This is a genomic window from Mariniflexile sp. HMF6888 (assembly GCF_044335535.1).
Taxonomy (GTDB): Bacteria; Bacteroidota; Bacteroidia; order Flavobacteriales; family Flavobacteriaceae; genus Mariniflexile.
The window spans coordinates 19,733-42,880 of sequence record NZ_JBIQVZ010000006.1; the positions used below are offsets into that span (position 1 = coordinate 19,733).

Consider the following 23,148-nt stretch of genomic DNA (forward strand, 5'->3'; position numbering starts at 1 on the left):
TTTTATAATATTTTGGTTAGGGACGATCTTTTTTCAAAATAAAATATAAATAGTGGCATTGGTATTTTATAAATAGATAAACATATATATTCGTACAGTTTTTTATGAAATTAACCCTACAGAACTTCAAAATAGATGATTAAAAATTTAAACAAAATAATTCAGGACGGTGTAGATAGAGGGCTTCTACAAAAGTTTACATCGGGTACCTATCTGGACTCAGCAAATGTTTCAATTGATAATACCGATTATGTAAATTTTGGCTCGTGTAGTTATTTAGGTCTCGAATATCACCCCTTAATAAAGCAGGGTGTTAAAGATGCCGTTGATGCCTACGGCACTCAATTTTCCACATCGCGCACTTATTTATCCATTGGCTTGTACAAGGAACTGGAGACCGAATTATCGAATATGTTTGGTAAGCCTGTGATTGCTTCAGCAAGTACAACACTGGGGCATTTGGCTGCGCTTCCCGTATTAGTAGAAGAAGGAGATGTGGTGATCCTGGATCTCCAGGTTCACTCAAGTGTTCAGATGGCTGCCAAAATTTTAAAAGCCAATAAAATACAGGTACATCTTATTCCACATAATGATATGAATAGCCTTGAATCTAAAATCAAATTATTAAGTGAAAAAGCCAATCGCATCTGGTACATGGCTGATGGGGTTTATTCCATGTACGGTGATTATGCGCCACTGCATAGAATTGATCAATTACTGAATACCTACAAAAAGTTCCATTTGTATATTGACGATGCCCATGGTATGGGATGGACTGGAGAACATGGAATTGGGTATGTAAGGAGTCAGATGGAACACCACGATAAAATGGTATTAGCGACCTCATTAAACAAATCTTTTGCAGCCTCTGGCGGTCTGTTGGTATTTCCAAACCAAAAAATGTATCAAAAGGTTAAGAATTGTGGAACAACACTTATTTTTTCGGGTCCTATTCAACCGCCAATGCTCGGAGCAGGAATCGCCTCGGCCAAGCTTCATCAGACCGCTGGTTTTAAAGAGTTTCAGAATAGCCTTCAAGAGAAAATTAATTTTACGAATCGCCGTTTGAACGAACTGGATTTGCCTCAGTATAAGATAACGGATTCTCCTTTATTTTTTATTCCTGTTGGATTACCCCGAACCATTATTACGATTATTAAAAGAATGAAGAGAAAAGGATTCTACCTTAATAGTGCCGGATTTCCTGCCACCCCTATGAAAAAAGGGGGGATAAGGTTTATGATTAATGATAATTTAACTATAGAGCAGATTGATGCCATGCTTACTAATCTGCAAAAAGAATATGTGCTCGGATTATTATCAGATTCCAGCTCTCCGGAAGCTGTAGCTAAACAGTTTAAATTGTCTCCGTTTTTAACGAAACATCAATTTTTATCGGAGAAACATGAGATGAAAATGCACCTGGTCGATCAGCATTATAATTCAATAGCGGAGATTGATCCAGAGGAGTGGAATGCTTTGTTTTATAAATTCGGATCCAATGAATATGATAATTTAAAAGGATTGGAAGCTGTTTTCAGAGATAATGAAGCTGTAGAAAACAACTGGCAGATAAATTATCATATTGTTCGCGATAAAAACGGAAACATTATTCTGGCTTCTGTTTATTCGTTGTCCATTATGATGGATGACTTGCTTGCGAGCAAGGAAGTTTCGGCAAAGATTAAAGAGATCAGGAAAGTGAATAAATTTTATTTAACCTCAAAAACTGTAATGTCTGGTACACCATTTACAAAGGGGAGAAGTATTTTTGTTGACTATGCTCACGATGATTGGAAGGAAGCTGTAAAAATACATGTCGATTTTCTTCAGGAATTAGCTGAAAACAAAGAAGCTTCTAAAATTATTTTACGCGAGTTTTGTGTATCGCAAAAAGACAGGTTGGAACCGTTACTTCTGGAGCTTGGGTTATTGGAATTGGAGTTGCCGAATAACTGTGTGGTCAACAATATGACTTGGGACGATACCGAAGATCTTCTTAAACGACTTCCTCAGAAGTATAGGTATTCACTAAGGAAAGAAATTTTAAAAAAGGAGGATTTGTTTAAGGTAAGTTATGAAAGACCAACAACAGAGATAGACCAACGACATGTTTTCGAGTTATACAGAAAGGTTTACAAGCAATCGACGGAAATATCTGTTTTTGAACTTCCCTTTTCACTCTTTCAAAAAATGTTTAACGATCCGAGTTATGATTTTATACATGTCTATCTAAAAAACGGCCCTGAGCATGCTGTTGCGGTTATGATAAGTCAGGTAATAGGGACCGTTTATTATGCTCAACTTGTGGGGCTTGATTACGACTATGTTCGTAAAAACGGAACCTACAAACAAATCTTGTATCAAACAGCTAAGCGTGCCAAGCAATTAGGATGCGAAAAGGTTGATATGGCATATACAGCCGAGATGGAAAAAAAGAAAGTAGGGGCTATTCCCGAAAAGACTTATGGTTTTGTAATGGCTTTAGAACATAGCTCTTATGCCGAAATGGAATTGTTGAAATAAAGTTGAATACAAAAAGAATATTACAAATAGGATACGGAGCAAGTTATTTAAAGGCATTGGAATGTTGGTAATCCTATCTGGATTACCAACATTCCAACACCATAGGACCATCATTATGAGGTAATTAAAAAATAAATATTAACTTTTGGGAACTAGGCTAGTGCTTTTCATAGGGTACGGTGTTGTAAGGCGTTATTATGTCATTACATATTTCATTTATACAATTAATTTCTGAGTATAAATTATGTCCTTTGTCTTTAAATATTTTCGGATTAAGATCCATTCTAACAAACCAATCAGAAGTTGGTCGATTATTATCTTTTTCTCCGAAATATAATTTTAATTGAAATTTGGGTTTGTCCTTTTCGTATCTCAGTCTGGTTGAAGATATTGAATAAAAATTATTAATTTTCAATCCGTTCAATTGTGCTTTCCAAGCAATTGCTCCTCCAATGCTAAAAGCCAAAACATCAATTCTTTTTTTCTCTAATTCTAAAAGTCTTTTTGCTGCAATTTCTACTCCGTAGTTTACAAATTGATTGTGTAAATTACTTTCTACATATTCAGATTTATCAATCTGTCCTAAGTTACAACAATCATAAAATTGAATTTCAAATTTGGAATCTAAAATTTTAATATAATCTTTAACCCATTCAGATTTTTCAATTCCCCATAAATCAGATAATATTATTAATCTTGGTTTCATTTTTTGTTCTTTTCGGTAATGACTTACAACGTTGAGTGTATGAGTAGTAGCGGATTTATACTTACTAAATTTTCGGTTTATATCTTGACTTTAAAGATAAAAAAGTAACTTTGATTAAGCACTAAAACCGCTATTATTTATACACGTTGTGCCTGTTGCACAACCCCTCAAATTTAAATAAAAAATTTGAATATTTGTAACTGAATTCTTATTTTTAAGGATGCAAGGCAAAAAACAATATCAAGAGAAATTGTTCAATCAATTTCAGTTAAGTATTCGTGTTCCGGAACACAATTTCTACCGGCGGTTAAAAGCCGTGTTAAACCTAGACTTTTTATATAGCCAGGCCAAAGGCTTCTATGGCAGCAGTGGGCAAAAGAGCACCGATCCCGTGGTATTCTTCAAACTATGCCTAGTGGGGTATTTAGAAAATATCATCAGTGACCGTAAGCTTATCGAACATTGCAGTATGCGCTTGGACATCCTTTACTTTTTGGGTTACGATATCCCCGCTGTTCCCAGTGTACGCTACCGCTAACTTGCAGTTAGTGGGTAAGCAAAAAACAACAAAAAGCTTTTACAGTAATGTAAAGACTTTTTTGTAGTTACCATAAAACAGCTACATTTAAAGTTATAAAACGTTCATTGAAACCCCAGAACCCAGAACCCTGAACCTTGAAAGCTAGCCAAAAATTTTACGCACGCAACAAAATAAGCTACAAAATGTAGCGATTATTGCTTATATTTGTAGCATTATGAAAATGATATCAAAAAACCTTCGGCATTTACGTCACCTGAAAGGACTCACACAAGAAACCCTTGCGGATGCTCTTCAGGTAACGCGTTCACGTATAAGCTCCTACGAGGAAGAACGTTCAGCACCCACAATTGAGATGTTGATTAAAATCTCTGATTATTTTAAATTGCCTATTGATATTCTGTTGAAGAATGACCTAACAAAAGCAACGGACACCTCTTTTATAGACATAGGAAACCAACGCATCTTATTTCCAATCACCGTAGACAATGACAATAATGACCTCATTGAAGTCGTTCCGATAAAAGCCTCTGCTGGCTATTTGGCTGGCTACGATGATCCTGAATACATAGAACAGTTGGAAAAAATAAAACTCCCATTCCTGCCGACAGGAAAGCACAGGGCCTTTCCCATAAAGGGAGATTCCATGTTGCCCATGAAAAGTGGCTCCTATGTGGTGGGGCGTTTTGTGGAAGACAGAAGCGATATAAAAAGCGGAAAAACCTATGTGCTTGTGACCCTTAATGAGGGTATGGTTTATAAGCGGGTCATTAACAACATTGAATTGAATAACTCACTGCTCCTAATATCAGACAATAAAACCTATAACGACTACAGTGTCCCTATAGACGAAGTCCTTGAATTATGGGAGTTTACATGTAGTATCAACACCCAGGAATATAGTGAGCAAGAACTAAAAATAAGCAGTATCATCAACATGTTTAATGAGTTGGGAGTTGAATTAAAGGCTTTAGAAAAAATAAAATAATGTACACCATCGTTGATATTGAGACTACGGGACAAGGGAATAAAATCACGGAAATATCTATTTTCAAATATGATGGACATAAAGTTATTGATGAATTTACCTCCTTGGTGAATCCCCAAAGTTATATACCCGATTACATCACAGTTCTAACGGGCATTGATAATTTTATGGTTGCCAAGGCACCAACATTTTCAGAAATTGCAGATACCGTTTTAGCCATTACGGAGGGGATGGTTTTTGTTGCCCACAGCGTCAATTTTGATTACAATGTGATACGGAACGAGTTCAAGGCCTTAGGGATTGATTTTACAAGAAAAAAGCTTTGTACGGTACGACTCTCCAGAAAATTGATTCCTGGCCACAAGTCCTATAGCTTGGGAAAAATTTGCCGGGCCTTGGATATTGACATCAACGGAAGACATAGGGCTAGAGGAGATGCAGAAGCCACCGTCATCCTTTTTGAAAAGTTATTACAAACCGATGGCTCTGAAACCGTAATGAATGACTTTCTTAAAAAATCGTCTAAAGAAGCCACCTTACCGCCACATTTGCCAAGTTCCGTATTTAACGCGATACCAAACGAAGCAGGTGTTTATTACTTTAAGAACAAAAAAGGAAAAGTCATTTATGTAGGCAAAGCAAAAGATTTAAAGAAACGGGTCTTGGGTCATTTTTATAATAAAACGGAACGGGAACTTCTTCTTTGCAGGGAAACAGCCGATATCGATTTTGAACTATCAGGCAGTGAGCTTATCGCACTTCTTATGGAAGATGCCGCCATAAAAAAACATTTCCCAGAGTATAACCAAGCTTCCAAAAGAATACCTAAAGCTTATGCCATTTTTATGTTTGAGGACAGAAACGGCATCATCCATTTGGCATACAATATTTTAAAAGGAGCACCCAACCCATTACTGACCTTTTATAACATTACGGATTGCAGACAATTTTTAGAACGCCTTTGCATGCAATTTGAATTATGCCCCAAGTATTGCCATCTACAGGAAGGAGTCGCCCAATGTTCACATTACCTCATTAAAACCTGTAAAGGCATTTGTATTGAAAATGAATCTGTCACTGATTACAATAGCCGTGTTCAAAACGCCATAAAGCATACTATGGAATACGCCAAGGATGTGGTTATCAAAGAAAAAGGCCGTCATGCCGAAGAAGAGGCCTTTGTGATGATTAAAAATAGCGTGTATGCAGGCTATGGCTTTATAGACCGGTCGGAACAAATAATGTCAAAAGATGATTTAGAGACTTATTTGATTCCCCAAAAGGATAATGTGGATGTTCAGAAGATTATTAGAAGTTATATGGCTGTGGGGAAATAAGTAGGCATACAAGTTTTTTTTGTTTACTATGGAACCTGCTCAGTTTTTACTAATGCCGGTTTTGCGAGACACATCCGATCTGTTTATTGATTTTTTAGCAAAGAAGCGTCCTAATGTTGTCATGTATGTATCCTATTTTCAGTATATAAAAATAACATTTAAGATAAAATTTTTCGATTTATAAACTTATATTTGTTGTTTTATATTCTTATTTTTCAGAACCGAAAGAATATTACACCTTGGGTAATTTTAAGTCTTTAAAAAGTTCTTTAAAAATGTCCCTAGGGTCTACATCAATTGCTAAAGCAATTAAATAAAGTTCATCAGCACGAAGTTTGGTCGAATCGTTTCCGCTTAATTGGCTTAAACGAGATTTACTTATCCCAGTTCTTCTAGCAACCTCTGCTTTATTTATAGATTTTTTAGCTAAGTATAATCCTAAATCAGTCATTTGTATATCTTTTTTGAATACATAAATATAGAAAGTGTATACTATTGTATGAAATAATTACATTTTTGTTTTGGATTTGGGTTTATTTTTAACGCATTAGTATTGATTTTTAATACATCTGTATAAATAATAGATACATTGTTTTTTGTATTTTTAATATAAATTCACTCGAAATAACCCAAAAAATAGTATGGACGATGAAATTTACGCTAAACAAGACCAGATGATTGTCCAACTAAAATCGCTTTTGGAAATTAAATATGTTTATAAATCAAAACCTGAAAAAGATAGTGGTTTCAAGTCGTTACTAATTGTGATACTAAAAGAAAACAGTCCTTCCATAACCCAAGAATTATCTTCAATGGTTGCTAAAATATTTCAGGAAGAAACAGATGTCTTATACCGTATATTTTCGTTTGAATATGCCCAACAGCAACTCAGGAAGGCAAACCTATTTTTTATTCATGGATGCCATCCCTCCAAACTAATCTACAAAAGCGACAATACCGATGCAGGTTTGAAAGTGCCTGTAATACATAAAGACACCAAAGAAGCCATGGCGTTGGGTTTTGAAAACGAACTTAGCCGCGTAGGCGCTTTTATGGAAGACGCCACATTATACATAAAAAACAAGAATTTCCCCCAGGCTGCCTTTATGCTGCACCAGTACATGGAAATATGGTTCCGCAATGCAGAGCTTCTTGTCATGGGCAAAGAAATAAAAAGTCACAGTATCAAGGAGCACCAAACCCATATCAAGGCGTTTGCCCCGGAACTTGGACGTATCTTTAATATGGATAGGAAAGAAGACCGCGACCTGTTAAAACTATTGGATGATGCCTACATCACTGCCCGTTACGTTAAAAACTATCATATTACCAAGTTTCAGTTGAAAATCCTATCGGAAAAAGCATGGCATCTAAACTTTGTAGTGGCCCTTTTGTATGGGGAAAAACTGGAAGCTTGTATGTTAGATGGTTAGATTGTTAGATTGTTAGATTGTTAGATTGTTAGATTGTTAGACGGTTAGATAGTTAGAAAGTTGGAAAGTTGGAAAAATATTTTTTAAATGGGTGAAACGGTGCATAACCACAGAAATGAATCAACACAAAAAGTTGTTGTGGAGCAATTAAATCAAAAATCAAAAATCGTTAATCGTTAATCAATTAGAAGGTTAGATAGTGGGAATGACATTTCTTTAAATGAGTGAAATGGCGCATAACCATACAGATGTATCAACATAAAAAGTTGTTGTGGAGTGATTAAATCAAAAATCGTCAATCGTTAATCGTAAATCAGTTAGACGGTTAGAAAGTTAGATGGCTAGATGGTTGGAAAGACATTTTTTTAAATGAGTGAAATGGCGCATAACCATAGAAATGAATCAACACAAAAAGTTGTTGTGGAGTGATTAAATCAAAAATCGTCAATCGTTAATCGTAAATCAGTTAGAAGGTTAGAAAGTTAGATTATTAGATAGTTAGATGGTTGGAAAGTTGGAAAAATATTTTTTATATGAGTGAAATGGTGCATAACGATAAAAATGTATCAACATAAAAAGTTGTTGTGGAGCAATTAAATCAAAAATCGTTAATCGTAAATCGTAAATCAGTTAGACGGTTAGATGGCAGGGCAAACTCATACTTTAATAGAAAGGAAAGCCACGAATTCACAAATTTTTCTATTTTTTGGTAAAACAAAAGGATTATCACTAATTTCTAAAAAAATCTATAGATTTTTTATTCGTGATAATGATATTTTTACATAACCCTAAGTTTTATTCGTGTACCTGCCTATCGGCAGACAGGTTCGTGGCTAATTAATTCTCAAATAAAAGCATGAGTTTGCCCTGCATATTTAGGAAACCTACAGGGACAGTCTATTTAATTTCGTAAATTGCATAATAGTCATTCAAAAAAAAGCAATGTTAAGCAAACTATATCCTTTACAATTACCTATAGGCTCACGAAACCCAGATGACAATGATCCGATTGACCTTACAAACACATTTGATGTCATTGTATATATTGTTCTGCCTGTACTAATGATTATCTTTTATATTCTTTGGAGGAGAAGGAAGAAGCGGGACAAGGATTAAAATGTGTTGCTGATACCTTGTTTGATTTTTTTTATAAAAATATCTTATAGCCATTTCGGGATGGATCAAACTTATGACACTTTCAAAATTGTTGTTGGTCGAAATTTTATAAATAGAAATATCAATTAGCGTTAGCTTTGAGATAATGAACCCGTTTAAACTTTTCACAATTGGCTAAAAAATCATCCTTTTTCATTCGCTTTTTGTCTTTTCTTCTTTCCGTAGCCCTGCTATGCAACTTAAAAAAGTCTTCAACCAAGTGCAAAATGACCGATTTTCGCTTCAATTAAAAAATCTTAAACGGGTTCGATAAACCTATAAGTATGATCAAGAAATTCAGTATAATTATTTTATGTTTTTTCAGTGTTTTTATAGTTAGCAATTGCCAGGAATCGGTGAATCCACCGACTCCATTTGGACCTCTGCCTACGCAAAAACAAATGGATTGGCATGAGTTGGGGTTTTATGCGTTTATTCATTTTTCGTTAAATACGTTTACCAATAAAGAGTGGGGATATGGCGATGAATCTCCAGAATTGTTTAACCCAACGGCTTTGGATACACGTCAATGGGCACGTATTGTTAAAGAAACTGGAATGAAAGGCATTATTTTAACTGTAAAACATCATGATGGGTTTTGTTTATGGCCATCAAAATATACCGATCGCTCAGTAAAAAATTCTCCTTGGAAGAACGGTAAAGGGGATGTGGTTAAAGAATTGGCAGAAGCTTGTAGAGATTATGGTTTAAAATTAGGGATTTATTTATCACCTTGGGATAGAAATCATTCCGATTATGGGAAACCTGAATATGTCACCTATTTTAGAAATCAGTTAAACGAATTATTAACCAATTATGGTGATGTATTTGAAATGTGGTTCGATGGTGCCAATGGAGGTTACGGCTATTATGGAGGAGCCAACGAACTGAGAAAAATAAATACGCTCAAGTATTATGATTGGGAAGAGACTTATAAATTAATATATAAAATATCCCCTAATACACTTGTTTGGGGCATTGGTCCTTCGGAAGCTAGATGGATAGGTAATGAAGAAGGGTATGCAAACAAAACCAATTGGTGTCTTTTACGCCAAGAAGATGATTTGAATGGCAAAGTCCACTATACAGAGTATATGTCCGGGCATGAAGATGGCGAAAAGTGGGTGCCTGGAGAAGCAGATGTTTCCATTAGACCAGGGTGGTTTTATCATGAAATAGAAGACGATTTGGTACATCCTATAGATGATATGGTTGATTTTTATTATAAATCCATTGGGCGCAATGCAAATCTAATACTTAATATTCCTCCAGATAAAAGAGGATTGATTAATGAACATGACGAAGCAAGACTGAAAGAGTTCGCCAAAACAATTAAAGCTGATTTTAAAACAGAGTTATTGGCAGGTACTAAGGTGTCAGCAAATAATGTTCGGGGAGGAAGTCGTTCCTATAACGCTAAACATGTTATAGATGGAGACAAGAACACATATTGGGCTACCGATGATGCTGTGAAATCAGCATCTATTACGTTTGAATTTGATAAACCAACCCCCATAAATCGTATGCTTCTTCAGGAATATATAAAACTAGGGCAGCGGATAAAAGCATTTGATGTTGAAGCTAAAATTAATGGGAAGTGGCAAACGATAGCTAATGAGACTACCATTGGGTATAAAAGGATTTTACGTGTAAATAGGGTTGTCGCTCAGGCTCTTAGAATAAATTTTACGGACTCAAAAGCTTGTATTGTTATTTCGAAAATTGAAGCTTATAATGCGCCTACATTGGTGCGTTTACCTTTAATACAACGAGATAAAAAAGGACTTGTAACCATAACAGCTCAAGAAAACGATCATATTTATTATACCACAGATGGGTCGGAACCATCCATAAATAGTACCCACTATGATAAGCCATTTATATTTAGCGAAGCAGTAAAAATAAAAGCAATAGCAAGAAATACAAATGAAAATATAAACAGTGGTGTTAGAACAGCTAAATATGGAAAGTCTAAAGAAAAATGGACCATAGTTTCGGCAACGAGTGGCGATTTAAAATTAGCAGAAAGCGTTATTGATGGAAACCCCAGTACCTGCTGGTCTTTTGGGGGAGAAACCGATAAGCTTCCGCAAACAATAACTGTAGATATGGGAGATTTGATAGAGATAAACGGATTTACATATACACCGCAACAAGTGGGGAATAACCTTAATTTGGTGTCTAATTATGAGTTTTATACAAGTATTGATAACATAAAATGGCTAAAGCGTTCGGTTGGCGAGTTTTCAAACATTAAAAACAATCCCATAGAGCAGGTAAAAATATTCGATTCAACAAAAGCAAGGTATGTGCGTTTTGTAGCCAAATCTGGGGTAGATCTGGGGCAAACCATTTCTATTGGAGAAATAGGTGTTATTGAAAAACAGTAACCAAAACGAAGACATATAGAGGCGCTTTTATTTAAAGTTTGATATAAATAATTCCCCGATGGCTCAGCCTCGGGGTTGGTTTCACCAGTTCGTTTTGCTCGTGTCCAATTCACCTCACCTTTGGAGAGGTAGGAACTGCCTTTTCGGACAGTTCTTGGTGAGGTAAAATACAAAATTTCGATTTTTGGTCCAGGGGTAAAAATGAAACAGTCGAAACCTGTACTGAGCCTAGTCGAAGTATACCTCTATGGCTCTGCCCCCGAGGATAATCTGTTTTCTAGAAATTTTTTATTCATTTGCCGATGCTCGTTAGTTATTAGTCGAATTTTTGATTTTTAGGATTAATAAAAAGTTTAATTTTATTAATATTAATGTAATTAAAAAACATGCTAATAAAATGATAAAAGAAGGTATCCATTTTAAAGAAGCCGGAAAATTTGAAGAAACCCGTTTTGAAAAAATCCATAATGTTATTTTCAATTCTTCACAAGAAGCGTCTGTTTTAGTAGCTCAAGAAATTGCAAATTTAATTCTTAGGAAAAGTGAGTTAAATGAGTTATGTGTTTTAGGGCTGGCAACAGGATCTTCACCAATAAAAGTTTATGAAGAACTCGTGCGCATGCACAAAGAAGAAGATTTGAGTTTTAAAAATGTGGTAACTTTTAATTTAGACGAATATTACCCTATGGATAAGGATAATATTCAAAGTTATTTTCATTTTATGCATGAACATCTTTTTAACCATATAGATATTCTTCCTGAAAATATTAATGTTCCAGATGGTAAGGTAAGCAGTGAAGATTTACAACAGTATTGCATAGATTATGAAATGAAAATCAAATCTTATGGAGGATTGGATTTTCAATTGTTAGGAATCGGTAGAACAGGACACATAGGATTTAATGAACCAGGATCCCATATTAATTCCGGAACAAGAAGTATTACCTTAGATCATGTAACGCGTATAGATGCCGCACCAGCATTTTTAGGGATTGAAAACGTCCCTAGAAAAGCCATTACGATGGGAATTGGTACCATTAGAAATGCTAAAAGAATTGTGCTTTTGGGCTGGGGTGTTAGTAAGGCAGGCATTATAAGGCAAACAATAGAAGGCGAGATTTCTTCACATGTACCCGCAACGTATCTGCAAGATCACAATAACACAACATTTGTTTTAGATAGCGAAGCCTCATCTGAATTAACAAGAGTAAAAACACCGTGGTTAGTAAAATCCTGTGTGTGGACTGAAGAATTAAAACTGAAAGCTGTTGTATGGCTAAGTGAATTAATGGGGAAACCATTCCTTAAGCTAACGGATAAAGATTATAACGATAATGGCATGTCTAGTTTGCTAACAGAAGAAGGAACTGCGTACGATTTAAACATTAAGATGTTTAATAAAATGCAGCATACCATTACGGGTTGGCCAGGAGGAAAACCAAATTCAGATGATAGCCATCGCCCAGAGCGTTCAACACCTACCAAAAAGAGAGTTATTATTTTTAGTCCACATCCAGATGACGATGTTATTTCTATGGGAGGCACTTTTGATAGGCTCGTAGAACAAGGTCACGAAGTACATGTAGCCTATCAAACATCTGGAAATATTGCGGTGTCTAATGAAGAAGCTTTAAAGTTCGCTGAGATTTCCATGGCTTTAAATAAAAATTCAAGTGAGGCGGCAAATATTATAAACTTTTTAAAGAATAAATCTGAAAATGATATCGATTCTATAGAAGTTAGAAAACTAAAAGGATTAATAAGGCGAAGTGAATCTTTGGCAGCCACCAGATATTTGGGGTTAAAAGATTCTAATGTTCACTTTTTAGATCTTCCTTTTTATGAAACCGGCACCATAAAGAAAAACAACCTTTCTGAAGCTGATGTGGACATTATGTGTGATATTATTGAAACCATAAAACCACACCAAATTTATGCTGCGGGCGATTTAGCAGATCCACACGGAACCCATAAAGTTTGTCTAGATAGTCTATTTGAAGCTTTAAAGAGATTAAAGCGTAATGATTATATGAATGATTGTTGGGTTTGGTTATACCGTGGCGCTTGGCATGAGTGGGATTCCTATCAAATTGAGATGGCTGTTCCTATGAGTCCAGATCAGGTACTTAAAAAACGACATGCCATTTTTTACCACCAATCCCAAAAAGATGGCGTTATGTTTCAAGGAGATGACTCTAGAGAGTTTTGGGTTCGTGTTGAAGATAGAAATAGACTAACAGCAAAAAAATATAACGATTTAGGCTTAGCGGAATATGCCGCCATTGAAGCTTTCAAACGTTATTATTTTTAATGCGTTTAGCACAAAAGTATTAAGCAGTTGTTTTTGCTTAGATTAATAGTTTTAGTAGTACCCTTAAGAAGAAAGAGGCTGTCTGAAAAGGCAGTCTCTTCAGTTTGTAGTCATTTAGTCTATAGTCTATTTTCTTTTAGAAAAGTGGTCTAGTTTCTTTAATGGGACACTAATGTTTATAATTATATGGACGAATTCAATATTTTTTGTTTCACTTCATCAATATAAGACCTACCTATAACATACCTAAGACCTTCAATTTCTATACTATTTCCTTCAACAGCATCAATTTTATCAATCGCAATGGTGTAAGATCTATGTATTCTTATAAAATCCCTTTCTGGCAATAAGTTGGTGAAATCCGTTAGGGTGCTGTGTACTATATACTTGCCTGTTAAGGTATTTATTTTTAAGTAGTCTTTCAAGCTTTCTATAATTAAGATTTCATCTAAAAAGATTTTTTTCATTTTCTTTTTATCAATCTTCACGAAAATATAAGGGCGTTCTTTGGTGCTTTCTGATGGTACTTTACTAACAACTTCAAGTCTTCTGTTGATTTTATTTAGAGCTTTCATGAACCTAGGAAACTCGATAGGCTTTACTAAATAGTCCAAAACATCTAATTCATAGGTTTCTATTGCAAATTCATCATAGGCACTGGTAATAATTAGTAAAGGAGGGTTCACTAAGCTTTTTATAAAATTAATACCATCTAGTACGGGCATGTTAATATCTAGAAAGATGACATCAACGTGGTTGCTTTTTAAAAAATTTAAACCATCAATGGCATTACTAAATGAGCTAACCAGTTCAAAATCTTCAATTTTTTCTAAGTAGTTTTTAATAACATTAATAGCTAATGGCTCATCATCTATAATCAAACACTTTATTTTCATTTCTAATTAATATTTATTAAAGTCAGGGTAATCTAATGAATGTTTTAAAAGAATGAGCAAATTATGAACTCATCTTGACTTTTTTCAATTGGCTGCAAAATAATCTTTTTACCCCATATTTTACCTTTTTTTTTACTCCGTATCGCTGCTATGAAGTGCTAAAAAGCTAAAATCTGGAACAGGACGGAGCGTATAAAAATAACCCAGTGGGTTATTTTAGCAAACGAGCCAGCCAGCGCAAAGGGTATTTTTCGCTTCAATCAAAAAAGTCAAGATGAGTTCTATTTTAAGATACTCTAATTACAAGTTTTACCACAAAATTATTCTTTTTATTTTTTATGCTTAGCTTATAATCGTTTTTGTTATAGCCTAATTCAAGTCTTTTCTTTACATTTTCAATGCCTATTCCACTGGACTTGCTTAGGTTTTCTTCGTATTTTGTAGTTGCGGGCATGGGATTTGAGATTGTAAAATAAAGAAAATCTTCTTTAATTTTAAAGATAATATCAATTTTTACTTTTCCAATGTTTTTATTGACACCATGCTTGAAAGAATTCTCAACAAAGGACAGCAGCAGGATAGGCGCAATTTCTTTGTCCTGAATATCACCGGAAATAGACACGTTTACCTCTAAACGTTCATCATGCCTAATTCTTTCCAAGTCTAAATAATTTTGAATGCAAAGTATTTCATTCTCTAATGTTTGACGCTTGTTTTTAGTTTCATAAAGCATATAGCGCATCAATTCAGAAAGCTTTAAAATGACTTTGGGTGTTTTGTTGGACTTTTCAACAGATAAAGAATAGATGTTGTTAAGGGTATTAAAAAAAAAGTGGGGAGACACTTGCGATTTTAAAAAAAGCAACTCGGTTTCTAGTTGGGATTTTTCAAGATCGGTGACCCTTTTGTGCTCTTTTAAAAAGTCTAATGTTATTTTAATCGCTGTGGTAAATGTAATGACGTAAAGCTCGCCAATCATCATCTCAATGGTATAGTTAAGTGTTAATTTATCTATAGGTTGAGGCCCTTCTGGCCAAACATTTTGATCTAATAATAAATACGTGAGGTTAAACTTTACAATAACCATAATAAATATAGCAGTCAAAACCGAAAGGATATATAGTGCATATCTTTTTTTGTATACCAAGCGGGGCATAAGCACCAGGATATTCAAATAGCATAACGTCATGTGAATTGGAAAGCCTATTAAGTTGGATTTTAATGAATATAAATAATCATTAAAATAGCTTCCCCAGCGAAATGTATTAAACAAAAAATAGATGACCCAAAAGATGATATGATAATGTATTGGGATTTTATAAAATTTATTAGAATTGAAAATCATTATGCAAAGATTGATAGGTTGTCGCTGCTTTTTTTGATGTTTAGCTTAGTTAATATGTTGTCCGTCTAAATAACTTTTAATAATGTTTAAATTTATGAAAATTTAGACTTAAATTCAGATAGTTTTTACATGAAGAACATTCTCTTATTAATTTTATTTACTGTTTCAGTTATAAGTTGTAAAAAAAATGCTGGTAATAGTATTTATAAAAAGCCGTTTTTAGTTAACCATGTAGATCCCTTTATAGGAACTGGAGGGCATGGGCATACCTACCCTGGAGCAACAGTTCCTTTTGGCATGCTACAAGTAAGCCCAGATAATGGTATTTCTAGTTGGGATTGGTGTTCGGGATATCATTATTCCGATTCTATTGTTGTTGGCTTTAGCCATTTACATCTAAGTGGTACGGGTATTGGCGATTTGGCAGATGTGTTGTTTATGCCAACAAATAAAGAGATAGACTTAACAATACAACCAACTTCCAGAGATTCATTTCCGTACAAATCATCTTATAGCCACAAGAACGAAACGGCTACTCCAGGATATTACCAGGTCTTTCTTGAAGACCCTAAAATAAATGTTGAATTAACAACATCACAGCGAACAGCTTTTCATAAATATACCTTTACCGAAAATGATGAACAAGCTTTAATTATAGATTTAGGTTTCGCCATCAATTGGGATAAAGCAACAAAAACAGCTATTACCATTGAAGATGAATATACCATAAGTGGTTATAGGTTTAGTACAGGTTGGGCAAAAAACCAAAAAGTGTTTTTCGTTGCAAAGTTTTCCAAACCAATTTCCAAACATCATTTGTTTGCTGATGGAAAACCAATTGCTAGTACGGCCACTGAAGCAGAAAAAGTAGCATCACAATTGTTTTTTGATGCAGAAAACACTAAGGAACTAGTAGTGAAAGTAGCGCTCTCATCGGTTAGTATAGCCAACGCAAAAGATAACTTAGATACAGATGGATTTAATTTTGAAAGTGTAAAAAATCAAGCCCAAACAACTTGGAATGAGGCATTGTCAAAAATAGAGGTAGAAACACCCGTAGATTCTTTAAAAACCATGTTTTATACAGCCATGTACCATGCACAATTGGCACCGGTAATTTACAGCGATAAAAACGGCCAATTTAGAAAGGAGAACGATAGTATTGAAACGGCAACAAATTATACGGCGTATTCCACCTTGTCACTATGGGATACGTTTAGGGCAGAAAACCCTCTGTTAACAATTATAGCTCCAGAAAGAGTATCAGATATCGTTAATTCTATGTTGGCCTATTATGAAACTAAAAAAATATTACCGGTTTGGACGCTTTATGCCAATGAAACCAATACCATGACAGGGTATCATTCAATCCCCGTCATATTAGATGCTTATATCAAAGGAATAAAAGGTTTTAATGCAGAAGCGGCTTACGAAGCCATGAAAACAACCATGATGCAAGACGAACGTGGGTTGAATTTCTATAAGCAATACGGTTATATTCCATATAATTTATTGGACGAATCGGTAACCATAACTTTAGAATATGCCTTTAATGATTGGTGTGTAGCACAAATGGCAAAAGCTTTAGGAAAAGAAGCGGATTATCAGTTTTTTATAAAACGTTCTAAAGCCTACCAATATGTATTTGATACCAAAACTGGTTTTATGCGAGGTAAATCTGAAGACGGAAAATCATGGAATAGCCCATTTGATGCCAAACATTCCAACCATAGAGAACAAACCGATTATACTGAAGGCAATGCATGGCAGCACAGCTGGTTTGTACCTCATAATGTGGAAGATTTTATTTTATTACACGGAGACAATACCGTTTTTACAAATCGTTTAGAACAATTGTTTACAGAAAGTTCTGAAATTACCGGTGATAACATATCTGCCGACATAACAGGGTTAATAGGTCAGTATGCACACGGTAACGAACCAAGCCACCATATAGCCTATATGTTTAATAAAGCCAATAAGCCTTGGCGAACGCAGTTTTGGGTGCACCATATTTTAAATACACAATATAACACAACGCCTAATGGGTTAAGTGGCAATGAAGATTGTGGACAAATGTCTGCTTGGTATGTGTTTAGTAGTATGGGGTTATATCCCATGAACCCAGCTTCGGGAGCATACGAAATAGGAAGCCCCATTTTTGAAAAAGCAACTATAAAGCTTCCCGAAGGCAAAACCTTTGTTATTGAAGCAGAAAACGTTTCAAATCAAAATTTTTACATTCAATCGGCTACGCTAAACGGTGTAGATTTTAATCAAACATCCATTTCACATCAACAAATAATGCAAGGAGGTATTTTACATGTTGTTATGGGATCCAGTCCTAATAAAAATTGGGGATTAACTAATAACAAAAGAGACTGATGAATATTATAGACGTATCAATAATATTAGGCTATATATTATTAACAGTAGGTGTTGGAATCTGGATTTCTAAAAAAGCATCTGTTGGTTTGGACGAATATTTCCTTGGAGGAAAATCCATAAAATGGTATTATCTGGGTTTAAGTAATGGTTCGGGAATGTTTGACGTATCTGGAACTGCATGGATGGTTGGAATCCTATTTTTATACGGCGTTAAAAGTTTTATGTTTATGTGGCTCTGGCCCATTTGGAACCAAATCTTTGTGATGATGTTCTTAGCTGTTTGGATAAGACGATCTAATATTATGACTGGCTCTGAATGGATTTTAACGCGCTTTGGAAATGATAAAGCAGGTAAAGCATCCCATATTATAGTGGCCATTTTTGCTATTGTTTCGGCAATCGGGTTCATCGCTTATTTTTTTGAAGGTATCGGTAAATTTATGACTATCATTTTACCTTGGGATTTTTCATGGCATGTTGGTGATACAAGTGTGTTAACATCAGAACAATCGTATGCTTTAATGATTATTTTTTTAACGACTGTTTATACGGTTAAAGGAGGTATGTTTTCGGTAGTAGCAACAGAGGTATTACAATATGTTATTATGGTTGTTGCGGGAATTTTGGTTGCTGGATATACTTTCTTTGAGTTTAGTGATATACAGATAACATCGGTAATTAGTGATGAATGGAAGAATGTCTTTTTTGGTTGGGAACTTGATGCACAATGGAACCAAAAATATCAAGCTTTTAATAATTTAATAGATTCCGAAGGGTATAAAATGTTTGGGGCTTTTATAGGAATGTCACTCTTTAAAGGCTTTTTTGCAAGTATTGCTGGACCTACGCCAAGTTACGATTTGCAAAGAATCCTCTCAGCCAAATCAGTAAAAGAAGCGGCTTATATGAGTGGTTTTACAAACCTGATTTTGTTTATTCCAAGATATTTAATGATAGCAGGTATTGTCGTTATAGCTTTGGTAACCTTGGCTCCTGAAATGAATGCCGATGCATTATTAAATGGAGGCGATCTAGAAATTTTATTGCCAAAAGTTATTAATTTCCATGTTCCGGTAGGAATTAAAGGCTTGTTGTTGGCAGGTTTATTGGCGGCATTTATGTCCACATTTTCAGCCTTTGTAAATGCGGGACCAGCATATATTGTAAATGATATTTATAAAAAATACTTTAAATCGGAAGAAACAAATGCACATTATATAAAAGTAAGTCATATTGCTTCTTTTCTAGTCGTTGGTTTTGGAGTTTTTATGGGCTTTTTTGCTAATTCCATTAACTCCTTAACATTATGGATAACCAGTGCGTTATTTGGAGGTTATGTAGCAGCAAACTTTTTAAAATGGATTTGGTGGCGCTTTAATGGTTGGGGCTATTTTTATGGAATGGCTTCAGGATTGGTTATTGCAACCTTACAGTTTTTATTAGACCAAAACAAGGCAAATTTTGAAGTAGGCACTTGGCTATACCATTTAGCTCAACTCTCAGCAATTTATGTATTTCCCATCATTTTTGCGGTATCGTTATTAGGCTCCTTTTTAGGAACACTTTTAACACCCGCTACAAATATGGAGGTGCTTAAGTCATTTTATACCAATGTACGCCCCTGGGGCTGGTGGGGCCCTATTTACAAAGCACTGAAAAAGGACGATAAAACTTTTGAAAAAAACAATGAATTTACAAGGGATATGTTGAATTGCATTATTGGGATTGTTTGGCAGTCAAGCATGATTTTACTTCCTATATATCTAGTAATTAGAGATTATCCAAAAACAATAGTGTCATTAATTGTATTTTTGATTACTTCAATCATTTTGAAATATACATGGCTGGATAAAGTAAAGAAAATACCAAATTAGAACACAGGATTTTTTGTTGAATAATAAAAAGTGACGTTTAATAATAAATAAATATAAAAGTGAGTACAATTCCTTGGCAAGATAGACCAAACAATAGCAACGAGGTTATTTGGAGATATTCCAATAATCCAATTATAGACCGCTATGCCATTCCATCATCCAATAGTGTTTTTAATAGTGCTGTTGTGCCTTTTGGCGATGGCTTTGCAGGTGTTTTTCGATGCGATAACAAAGCGGTACAAATGAACATTTTTGCAGGCTTTAGTAAAAATGGTATCGATTGGGATATTAATCACGAACCCATAGTAATGCAAGCGGGAAATACCGAAATGATAGCATCTGATTATAAGTACGATCCCCGAGTTGTTTTTATTGAAGATCGCTATTGGATTACGTGGTGTAATGGGTACAACGGACCAACAATTGGTATTGGATATACCTTTGATTTCGTGGAATTTTTTCAATGCGAAAACGCTTTTTTACCTTTTAACAGAAACGGCGTATTGTTTCCACAAAAAATAAATGGAAAATATGCCATGCTAAGTCGCCCAAGTGATAACGGACATACACCTTTTGGCGATATTTACATCAGCTACAGTCCAGACATGAAGTATTGGGGAGAGCACCGTTGCGTTATGAAAGCAACACCTTTTGAAGATAGTGCGTGGCAATGTACCAAAATAGGTGCAGGTCCCATCCCGATTCTTACCAACGAAGGCTGGTTGATGTTATATCATGGTGTCATTAACACATGTAACGGGTTTCGTTACGCTATGGGTGCCGCTTTATTGGACGAAAACGAACCAGATAAAGTAAAATACAGAACGCAGCCTTATTTATTAGGACCTGCCGTATCTTACGAACAAACTGGCGATGTTCCAAATGTGGTATTTCCATGTGCGGCATTACACGATATAAAAGAAGACAAATTGGCAATTTATTACGGAGCTGCAGATACCGTTGTAGCCATAGCATTTGGTAAATTAAGTGAAGTTGTTGCGTTTACAAAAAACAACAGTTTATAATAAAGTATGTACGTAAAATTAAGAGTCTCATTAATAGCAATTTTTTCTATATCCTTGTTTGGTTGTGCGCAACCAAACAAGGATATTATTCCCCAAAGTTATATGGCCTACAAAACAGTAGATACGATAGTTATTGATGGCGATGACTCGGACAATGCTTGGGACAAAGCAGCATGGACCCCCCTTTTTGTAGATATTGAAGGTGAAAAAACACCAAAATACAGTACCAAGGTAAAAATGCTTTGGGATAACCAATATTATTATATCCTTGCCAAAATAGATGAACCACATGTTTGGGGCTATTTAAAACAACGGGATACCATCATTTTTTATAACAACGATTTTGAAGTATTTATAGATCCCGATGGCGATACCCATAATTATTATGAATTAGAAATAAATGCTCTAAATACAGTTTGGGATTTGTTCATTAGCAAACCGTATAGAGAAGACGATTATGTTGTTTTAAACGATTGGACTTTAACGGGGTTAAAATCGGCAGTTAAAGTTAACGGAACCATTAACAACCCTAATGATATCGATCAAGGATGGATGCTGGAGATAGCGATTCCTTGGGCTGCCTACAAGACGTCTTATTACGACCAAAACGTTCCGGAAAATAAATTTTGGCGCATAAATTTTTCTAGAGTTAACTGGCAACACGCTGTTTTGGATGGCAAATACCAGCGTAAAAAAGATAGTGAAGGCAATTTTTTGCCAGAATACAACTGGGTCTGGTCGCCCATGGGTGTCATTAATATGCACGAGCCCGAAAAATGGGGTTATGTGTATTTTTCTTCAAAAGAAACTGTTGAAGATGCTACCTTTTCCATGCCCCAAGATGAAAAACTAAAATGGAAATTATATAGTATCTTTAGAGCGCAAAAAAAGCGTAAAACAAAAACCGCTTCAATAGATAGTATCACAAAGTATGAAGTTGTTGTTGATGGTAAAACCATTCCTGTAAAATTAGAAGCACATATCTCTGGATTTAATATTTCAGCAAAGAGCCCTTTTTCAAATAAAACCTTAATTATAAAAGAAGATGGCAAAATCATATCAAAATAAGCCCCTAAAGAAATTCTATAGATTATTAATTTTTGTACTATCAGTAAGTATGCTTTCTTGTGTAAATAAAGAGGCTAACAATACTCAAATAATAGAAAACAATACTACGGATGCAAACTCTCCTTTCAAATTTGGTGTATGGATTACAGCCGATGCAAAACGCTCAAACAATGAGTACGCTACCGAATTTGAGAGGTATAAAAACGGTGGTATAGATGAGGTTTTAATAAACACGGAAACAGACCCAAAACTTTTACAAAGACTTGTAAACGTCGCTAAAGAAAAAGGTTTAAAAGTACATGCTTGGATTATGGCAATGAACCGACCCGGAGATTCTGTAGCGCTTCAACATCCAGATTGGTATATGGTGAGTAGGGATGGGAAATCATGTTTTGATACGCGTCCTTATGTAGACTATTACCAGTGGCTATGCCCAACAAGAAAAGAATCGAGAAACCATGTATTAAGTCTGGTTGAAGGTTTGGCTAAAGTTGATGGTATTGAAAGTGTACACTTGGATTATATTCGTTTCCCGGATATTTTTTTACCAATTGGGCTACTTCCAAAGTATAACTTAGTTCAAGATTCTGAAATGGCCGAATACGATTTTTGTTATTGTGATGCATGTATTAAGGCATTTGAAAAAATACACCATAAAAACCCTAAAGAGAGCAACAATACCGCCATCGATATGGAATGGAAAAATTATAGGTTGAATGCTATAAAATCGGTAGTGGATGACGCTTATAAAATAGTACATAGCCATAATAAAAAACTAACGGCGGCTGTGTTTCCTTATCCGGAAATGGCCGACCATATGGTGCGCCAACGTTGGGATAAATGGGATATAGATGAAGTTTACCCAATGATTTATCATGGTTTTTATAACGAAGAAATTGATTGGGTGGGATATGCTACAAAACAAGGTGTAACAGATTTAGAATTCAAACAAACAAAAGTAAATACGGGGGTTTATTTACCTGCATTCAAATCTGAAGATGAATTAAAAGAATCCATTTTATTGGCAAAAGAAAACGGTGCCAAAGGAATCACCTTTTATGACGGAACAGGATTATCAGATGGTTATTTAAAAGTCATTAAGACTGTAAAAAAATCAATGAAATAGTTGTAAATTAAAAACTTTTAATACATAACAAAAATTCAAATA

16 protein-coding genes are annotated in these 23,148 nt (G+C 34.9%); 12 read left to right on the plus strand and 4 right to left on the minus strand.

The window, feature by feature from the left end; all coding sequences use genetic code 11:
* The first annotated feature begins 135 nt into the window (after positions 1-135).
* Complete coding sequence (locus ACGLWY_RS13770) at positions 136-2,526, plus strand: aminotransferase class I/II-fold pyridoxal phosphate-dependent enzyme (RefSeq protein WP_396620248.1); 2,391 nt, start codon at positions 136-138, stop codon at positions 2,524-2,526.
* 157 nt (positions 2,527-2,683) lie between these two features.
* On the opposite strand, the gene ACGLWY_RS13775 is transcribed toward ACGLWY_RS13770, so the two are convergent.
* Complete coding sequence (locus ACGLWY_RS13775) at positions 2,684-3,232, minus strand: alpha/beta hydrolase (RefSeq protein ID WP_396620249.1); 549 nt, start codon at positions 3,230-3,232, stop codon at positions 2,684-2,686.
* A gap of 220 nt (positions 3,233-3,452) precedes the next feature.
* Between ACGLWY_RS13775 and ACGLWY_RS13780 the strand changes: the two genes are divergently transcribed.
* The 3 genes from ACGLWY_RS13780 (at position 3,453) to ACGLWY_RS13790 (ending at position 6,095) form a co-directional block, all read left to right on the plus strand.
* A complete protein-coding gene (locus ACGLWY_RS13780; RefSeq protein ID WP_396620250.1) occupies positions 3,453-3,770 on the plus strand; it encodes a transposase in 318 nt (105 codons plus the stop codon).
* Between the two features lie 217 nt (positions 3,771-3,987).
* Entirely contained in the window at positions 3,988-4,758 is a 771-nt protein-coding gene (locus ACGLWY_RS13785; RefSeq protein WP_396620251.1) for an XRE family transcriptional regulator, read from the plus strand.
* Positions 4,755-6,095, plus strand: a complete 1,341-nt coding sequence (locus tag ACGLWY_RS13790) for an exonuclease domain-containing protein (RefSeq protein ID WP_396620359.1) — start codon at positions 4,755-4,757, stop codon at positions 6,093-6,095. The genes ACGLWY_RS13785 and ACGLWY_RS13790 overlap by 4 nt, the downstream gene beginning before the upstream one ends.
* Before the next feature lie 232 nt (positions 6,096-6,327).
* Here ACGLWY_RS13790 and ACGLWY_RS13795 read toward each other — a convergent pair whose 3' ends face one another.
* Positions 6,328-6,546: a helix-turn-helix domain-containing protein gene (locus ACGLWY_RS13795; RefSeq protein WP_396620252.1), complete on the minus strand. Its 219-nt coding sequence runs from the start codon at positions 6,544-6,546 to the stop codon at positions 6,328-6,330.
* A 190-nt stretch (positions 6,547-6,736) separates the two neighbouring features.
* Here ACGLWY_RS13795 and ACGLWY_RS13800 point away from each other — a divergent pair, with 190 nt between their 5' ends.
* The 3 genes from ACGLWY_RS13800 (at position 6,737) to nagB (ending at position 13,384) form a co-directional block, all read left to right on the plus strand.
* The gene (locus ACGLWY_RS13800; protein WP_396620253.1) at positions 6,737-7,528 is read left to right on the plus strand and encodes a HEPN domain-containing protein; all 792 of its coding nucleotides are present in this window, start codon (positions 6,737-6,739) and stop codon (positions 7,526-7,528) included.
* 1,439 nt (positions 7,529-8,967) lie between these two features.
* On the plus strand, positions 8,968-11,073 hold the full coding sequence (locus ACGLWY_RS13805) for an alpha-L-fucosidase (protein ID WP_396620254.1): 2,106 nt from the start codon (positions 8,968-8,970) through the stop codon (positions 11,071-11,073).
* A gap of 397 nt (positions 11,074-11,470) precedes the next feature.
* Positions 11,471-13,384 carry a glucosamine-6-phosphate deaminase gene (gene nagB, locus ACGLWY_RS13810; protein ID WP_396620255.1) on the plus strand — a complete coding sequence of 638 codons (1,914 nt, stop codon included), beginning with the start codon at positions 11,471-11,473 and terminating at the stop codon, positions 13,382-13,384.
* Positions 13,385-13,566: 182 nt separating this feature from the next.
* Here nagB and ACGLWY_RS13815 read toward each other — a convergent pair whose 3' ends face one another.
* On the minus strand, positions 13,567-14,280 hold the full coding sequence (locus ACGLWY_RS13815; protein ID WP_396620256.1) for a LytR/AlgR family response regulator transcription factor: 714 nt from the start codon (positions 14,278-14,280) through the stop codon (positions 13,567-13,569).
* A 286-nt stretch (positions 14,281-14,566) separates the two neighbouring features.
* On the minus strand, positions 14,567-15,625 hold the full coding sequence (locus ACGLWY_RS13820) for a sensor histidine kinase (RefSeq protein ID WP_396620257.1): 1,059 nt from the start codon (positions 15,623-15,625) through the stop codon (positions 14,567-14,569).
* 129 nt (positions 15,626-15,754) lie between these two features.
* Between ACGLWY_RS13820 and ACGLWY_RS13825 the strand changes: the two genes are divergently transcribed.
* Genes ACGLWY_RS13825 through ACGLWY_RS13845 form a run of 5 tightly spaced genes read left to right on the plus strand, consistent with a single transcriptional unit; the run spans position 15,755 to position 23,106 of the window.
* Positions 15,755-18,010, plus strand: coding sequence for a GH92 family glycosyl hydrolase (locus tag ACGLWY_RS13825; protein WP_396620258.1), 2,256 nt, complete (start codon positions 15,755-15,757; stop codon positions 18,008-18,010).
* On the plus strand, positions 18,010-19,887 hold the full coding sequence (locus ACGLWY_RS13830; protein WP_396620259.1) for a sodium:solute symporter family protein: 1,878 nt from the start codon (positions 18,010-18,012) through the stop codon (positions 19,885-19,887). Before ACGLWY_RS13825 ends, ACGLWY_RS13830 begins: the two co-directional genes overlap by 1 nt.
* A 59-nt stretch (positions 19,888-19,946) precedes the next feature.
* Positions 19,947-20,912: a glycosidase gene (locus ACGLWY_RS13835; RefSeq protein WP_396620260.1), complete on the plus strand. Its 966-nt coding sequence runs from the start codon at positions 19,947-19,949 to the stop codon at positions 20,910-20,912.
* A 6-nt stretch (positions 20,913-20,918) separates the two neighbouring features.
* Positions 20,919-21,980 (plus strand): carbohydrate-binding family 9-like protein, encoded by a 1,062-nt coding sequence (locus tag ACGLWY_RS13840; protein WP_396620261.1) that lies wholly within the window; start codon positions 20,919-20,921, stop codon positions 21,978-21,980.
* Complete coding sequence (locus ACGLWY_RS13845) at positions 21,958-23,106, plus strand: putative glycoside hydrolase (RefSeq protein WP_396620262.1); 1,149 nt, start codon at positions 21,958-21,960, stop codon at positions 23,104-23,106. Before ACGLWY_RS13840 ends, ACGLWY_RS13845 begins: the two co-directional genes overlap by 23 nt.
* Positions 23,107-23,148 lie beyond the last annotated feature (42 nt).

Coding starts and splice junctions, on each gene's coding strand:
- ACGLWY_RS13770 (WP_396620248.1), top strand. CDS start 136: ATGATTAAAAATTTAAACAAAATAATTCAGGACGGTGTAGATAGAGGG.
- ACGLWY_RS13775 (WP_396620249.1), bottom strand. CDS start 3,232: ATGAAACCAAGATTAATAATATTATCTGATTTATGGGGAATTGAAAAA.
- ACGLWY_RS13780 (WP_396620250.1), top strand. CDS start 3,453: ATGCAAGGCAAAAAACAATATCAAGAGAAATTGTTCAATCAATTTCAG.
- ACGLWY_RS13785 (WP_396620251.1), top strand. CDS start 3,988: ATGAAAATGATATCAAAAAACCTTCGGCATTTACGTCACCTGAAAGGA.
- ACGLWY_RS13795 (WP_396620252.1), bottom strand. CDS start 6,546: ATGACTGATTTAGGATTATACTTAGCTAAAAAATCTATAAATAAAGCA.
- ACGLWY_RS13800 (WP_396620253.1), top strand. CDS start 6,737: ATGGACGATGAAATTTACGCTAAACAAGACCAGATGATTGTCCAACTA.
- ACGLWY_RS13805 (WP_396620254.1), top strand. CDS start 8,968: ATGATCAAGAAATTCAGTATAATTATTTTATGTTTTTTCAGTGTTTTT.
- nagB (WP_396620255.1), top strand. CDS start 11,471: ATGATAAAAGAAGGTATCCATTTTAAAGAAGCCGGAAAATTTGAAGAA.
- ACGLWY_RS13815 (WP_396620256.1), bottom strand. CDS start 14,280: ATGAAAATAAAGTGTTTGATTATAGATGATGAGCCATTAGCTATTAAT.
- ACGLWY_RS13820 (WP_396620257.1), bottom strand. CDS start 15,625: ATGATTTTCAATTCTAATAAATTTTATAAAATCCCAATACATTATCAT.
- ACGLWY_RS13825 (WP_396620258.1), top strand. CDS start 15,755: ATGAAGAACATTCTCTTATTAATTTTATTTACTGTTTCAGTTATAAGT.
- ACGLWY_RS13830 (WP_396620259.1), top strand. CDS start 18,010: ATGAATATTATAGACGTATCAATAATATTAGGCTATATATTATTAACA.
- ACGLWY_RS13840 (WP_396620261.1), top strand. CDS start 20,919: ATGTACGTAAAATTAAGAGTCTCATTAATAGCAATTTTTTCTATATCC.
- ACGLWY_RS13845 (WP_396620262.1), top strand. CDS start 21,958: ATGGCAAAATCATATCAAAATAAGCCCCTAAAGAAATTCTATAGATTA.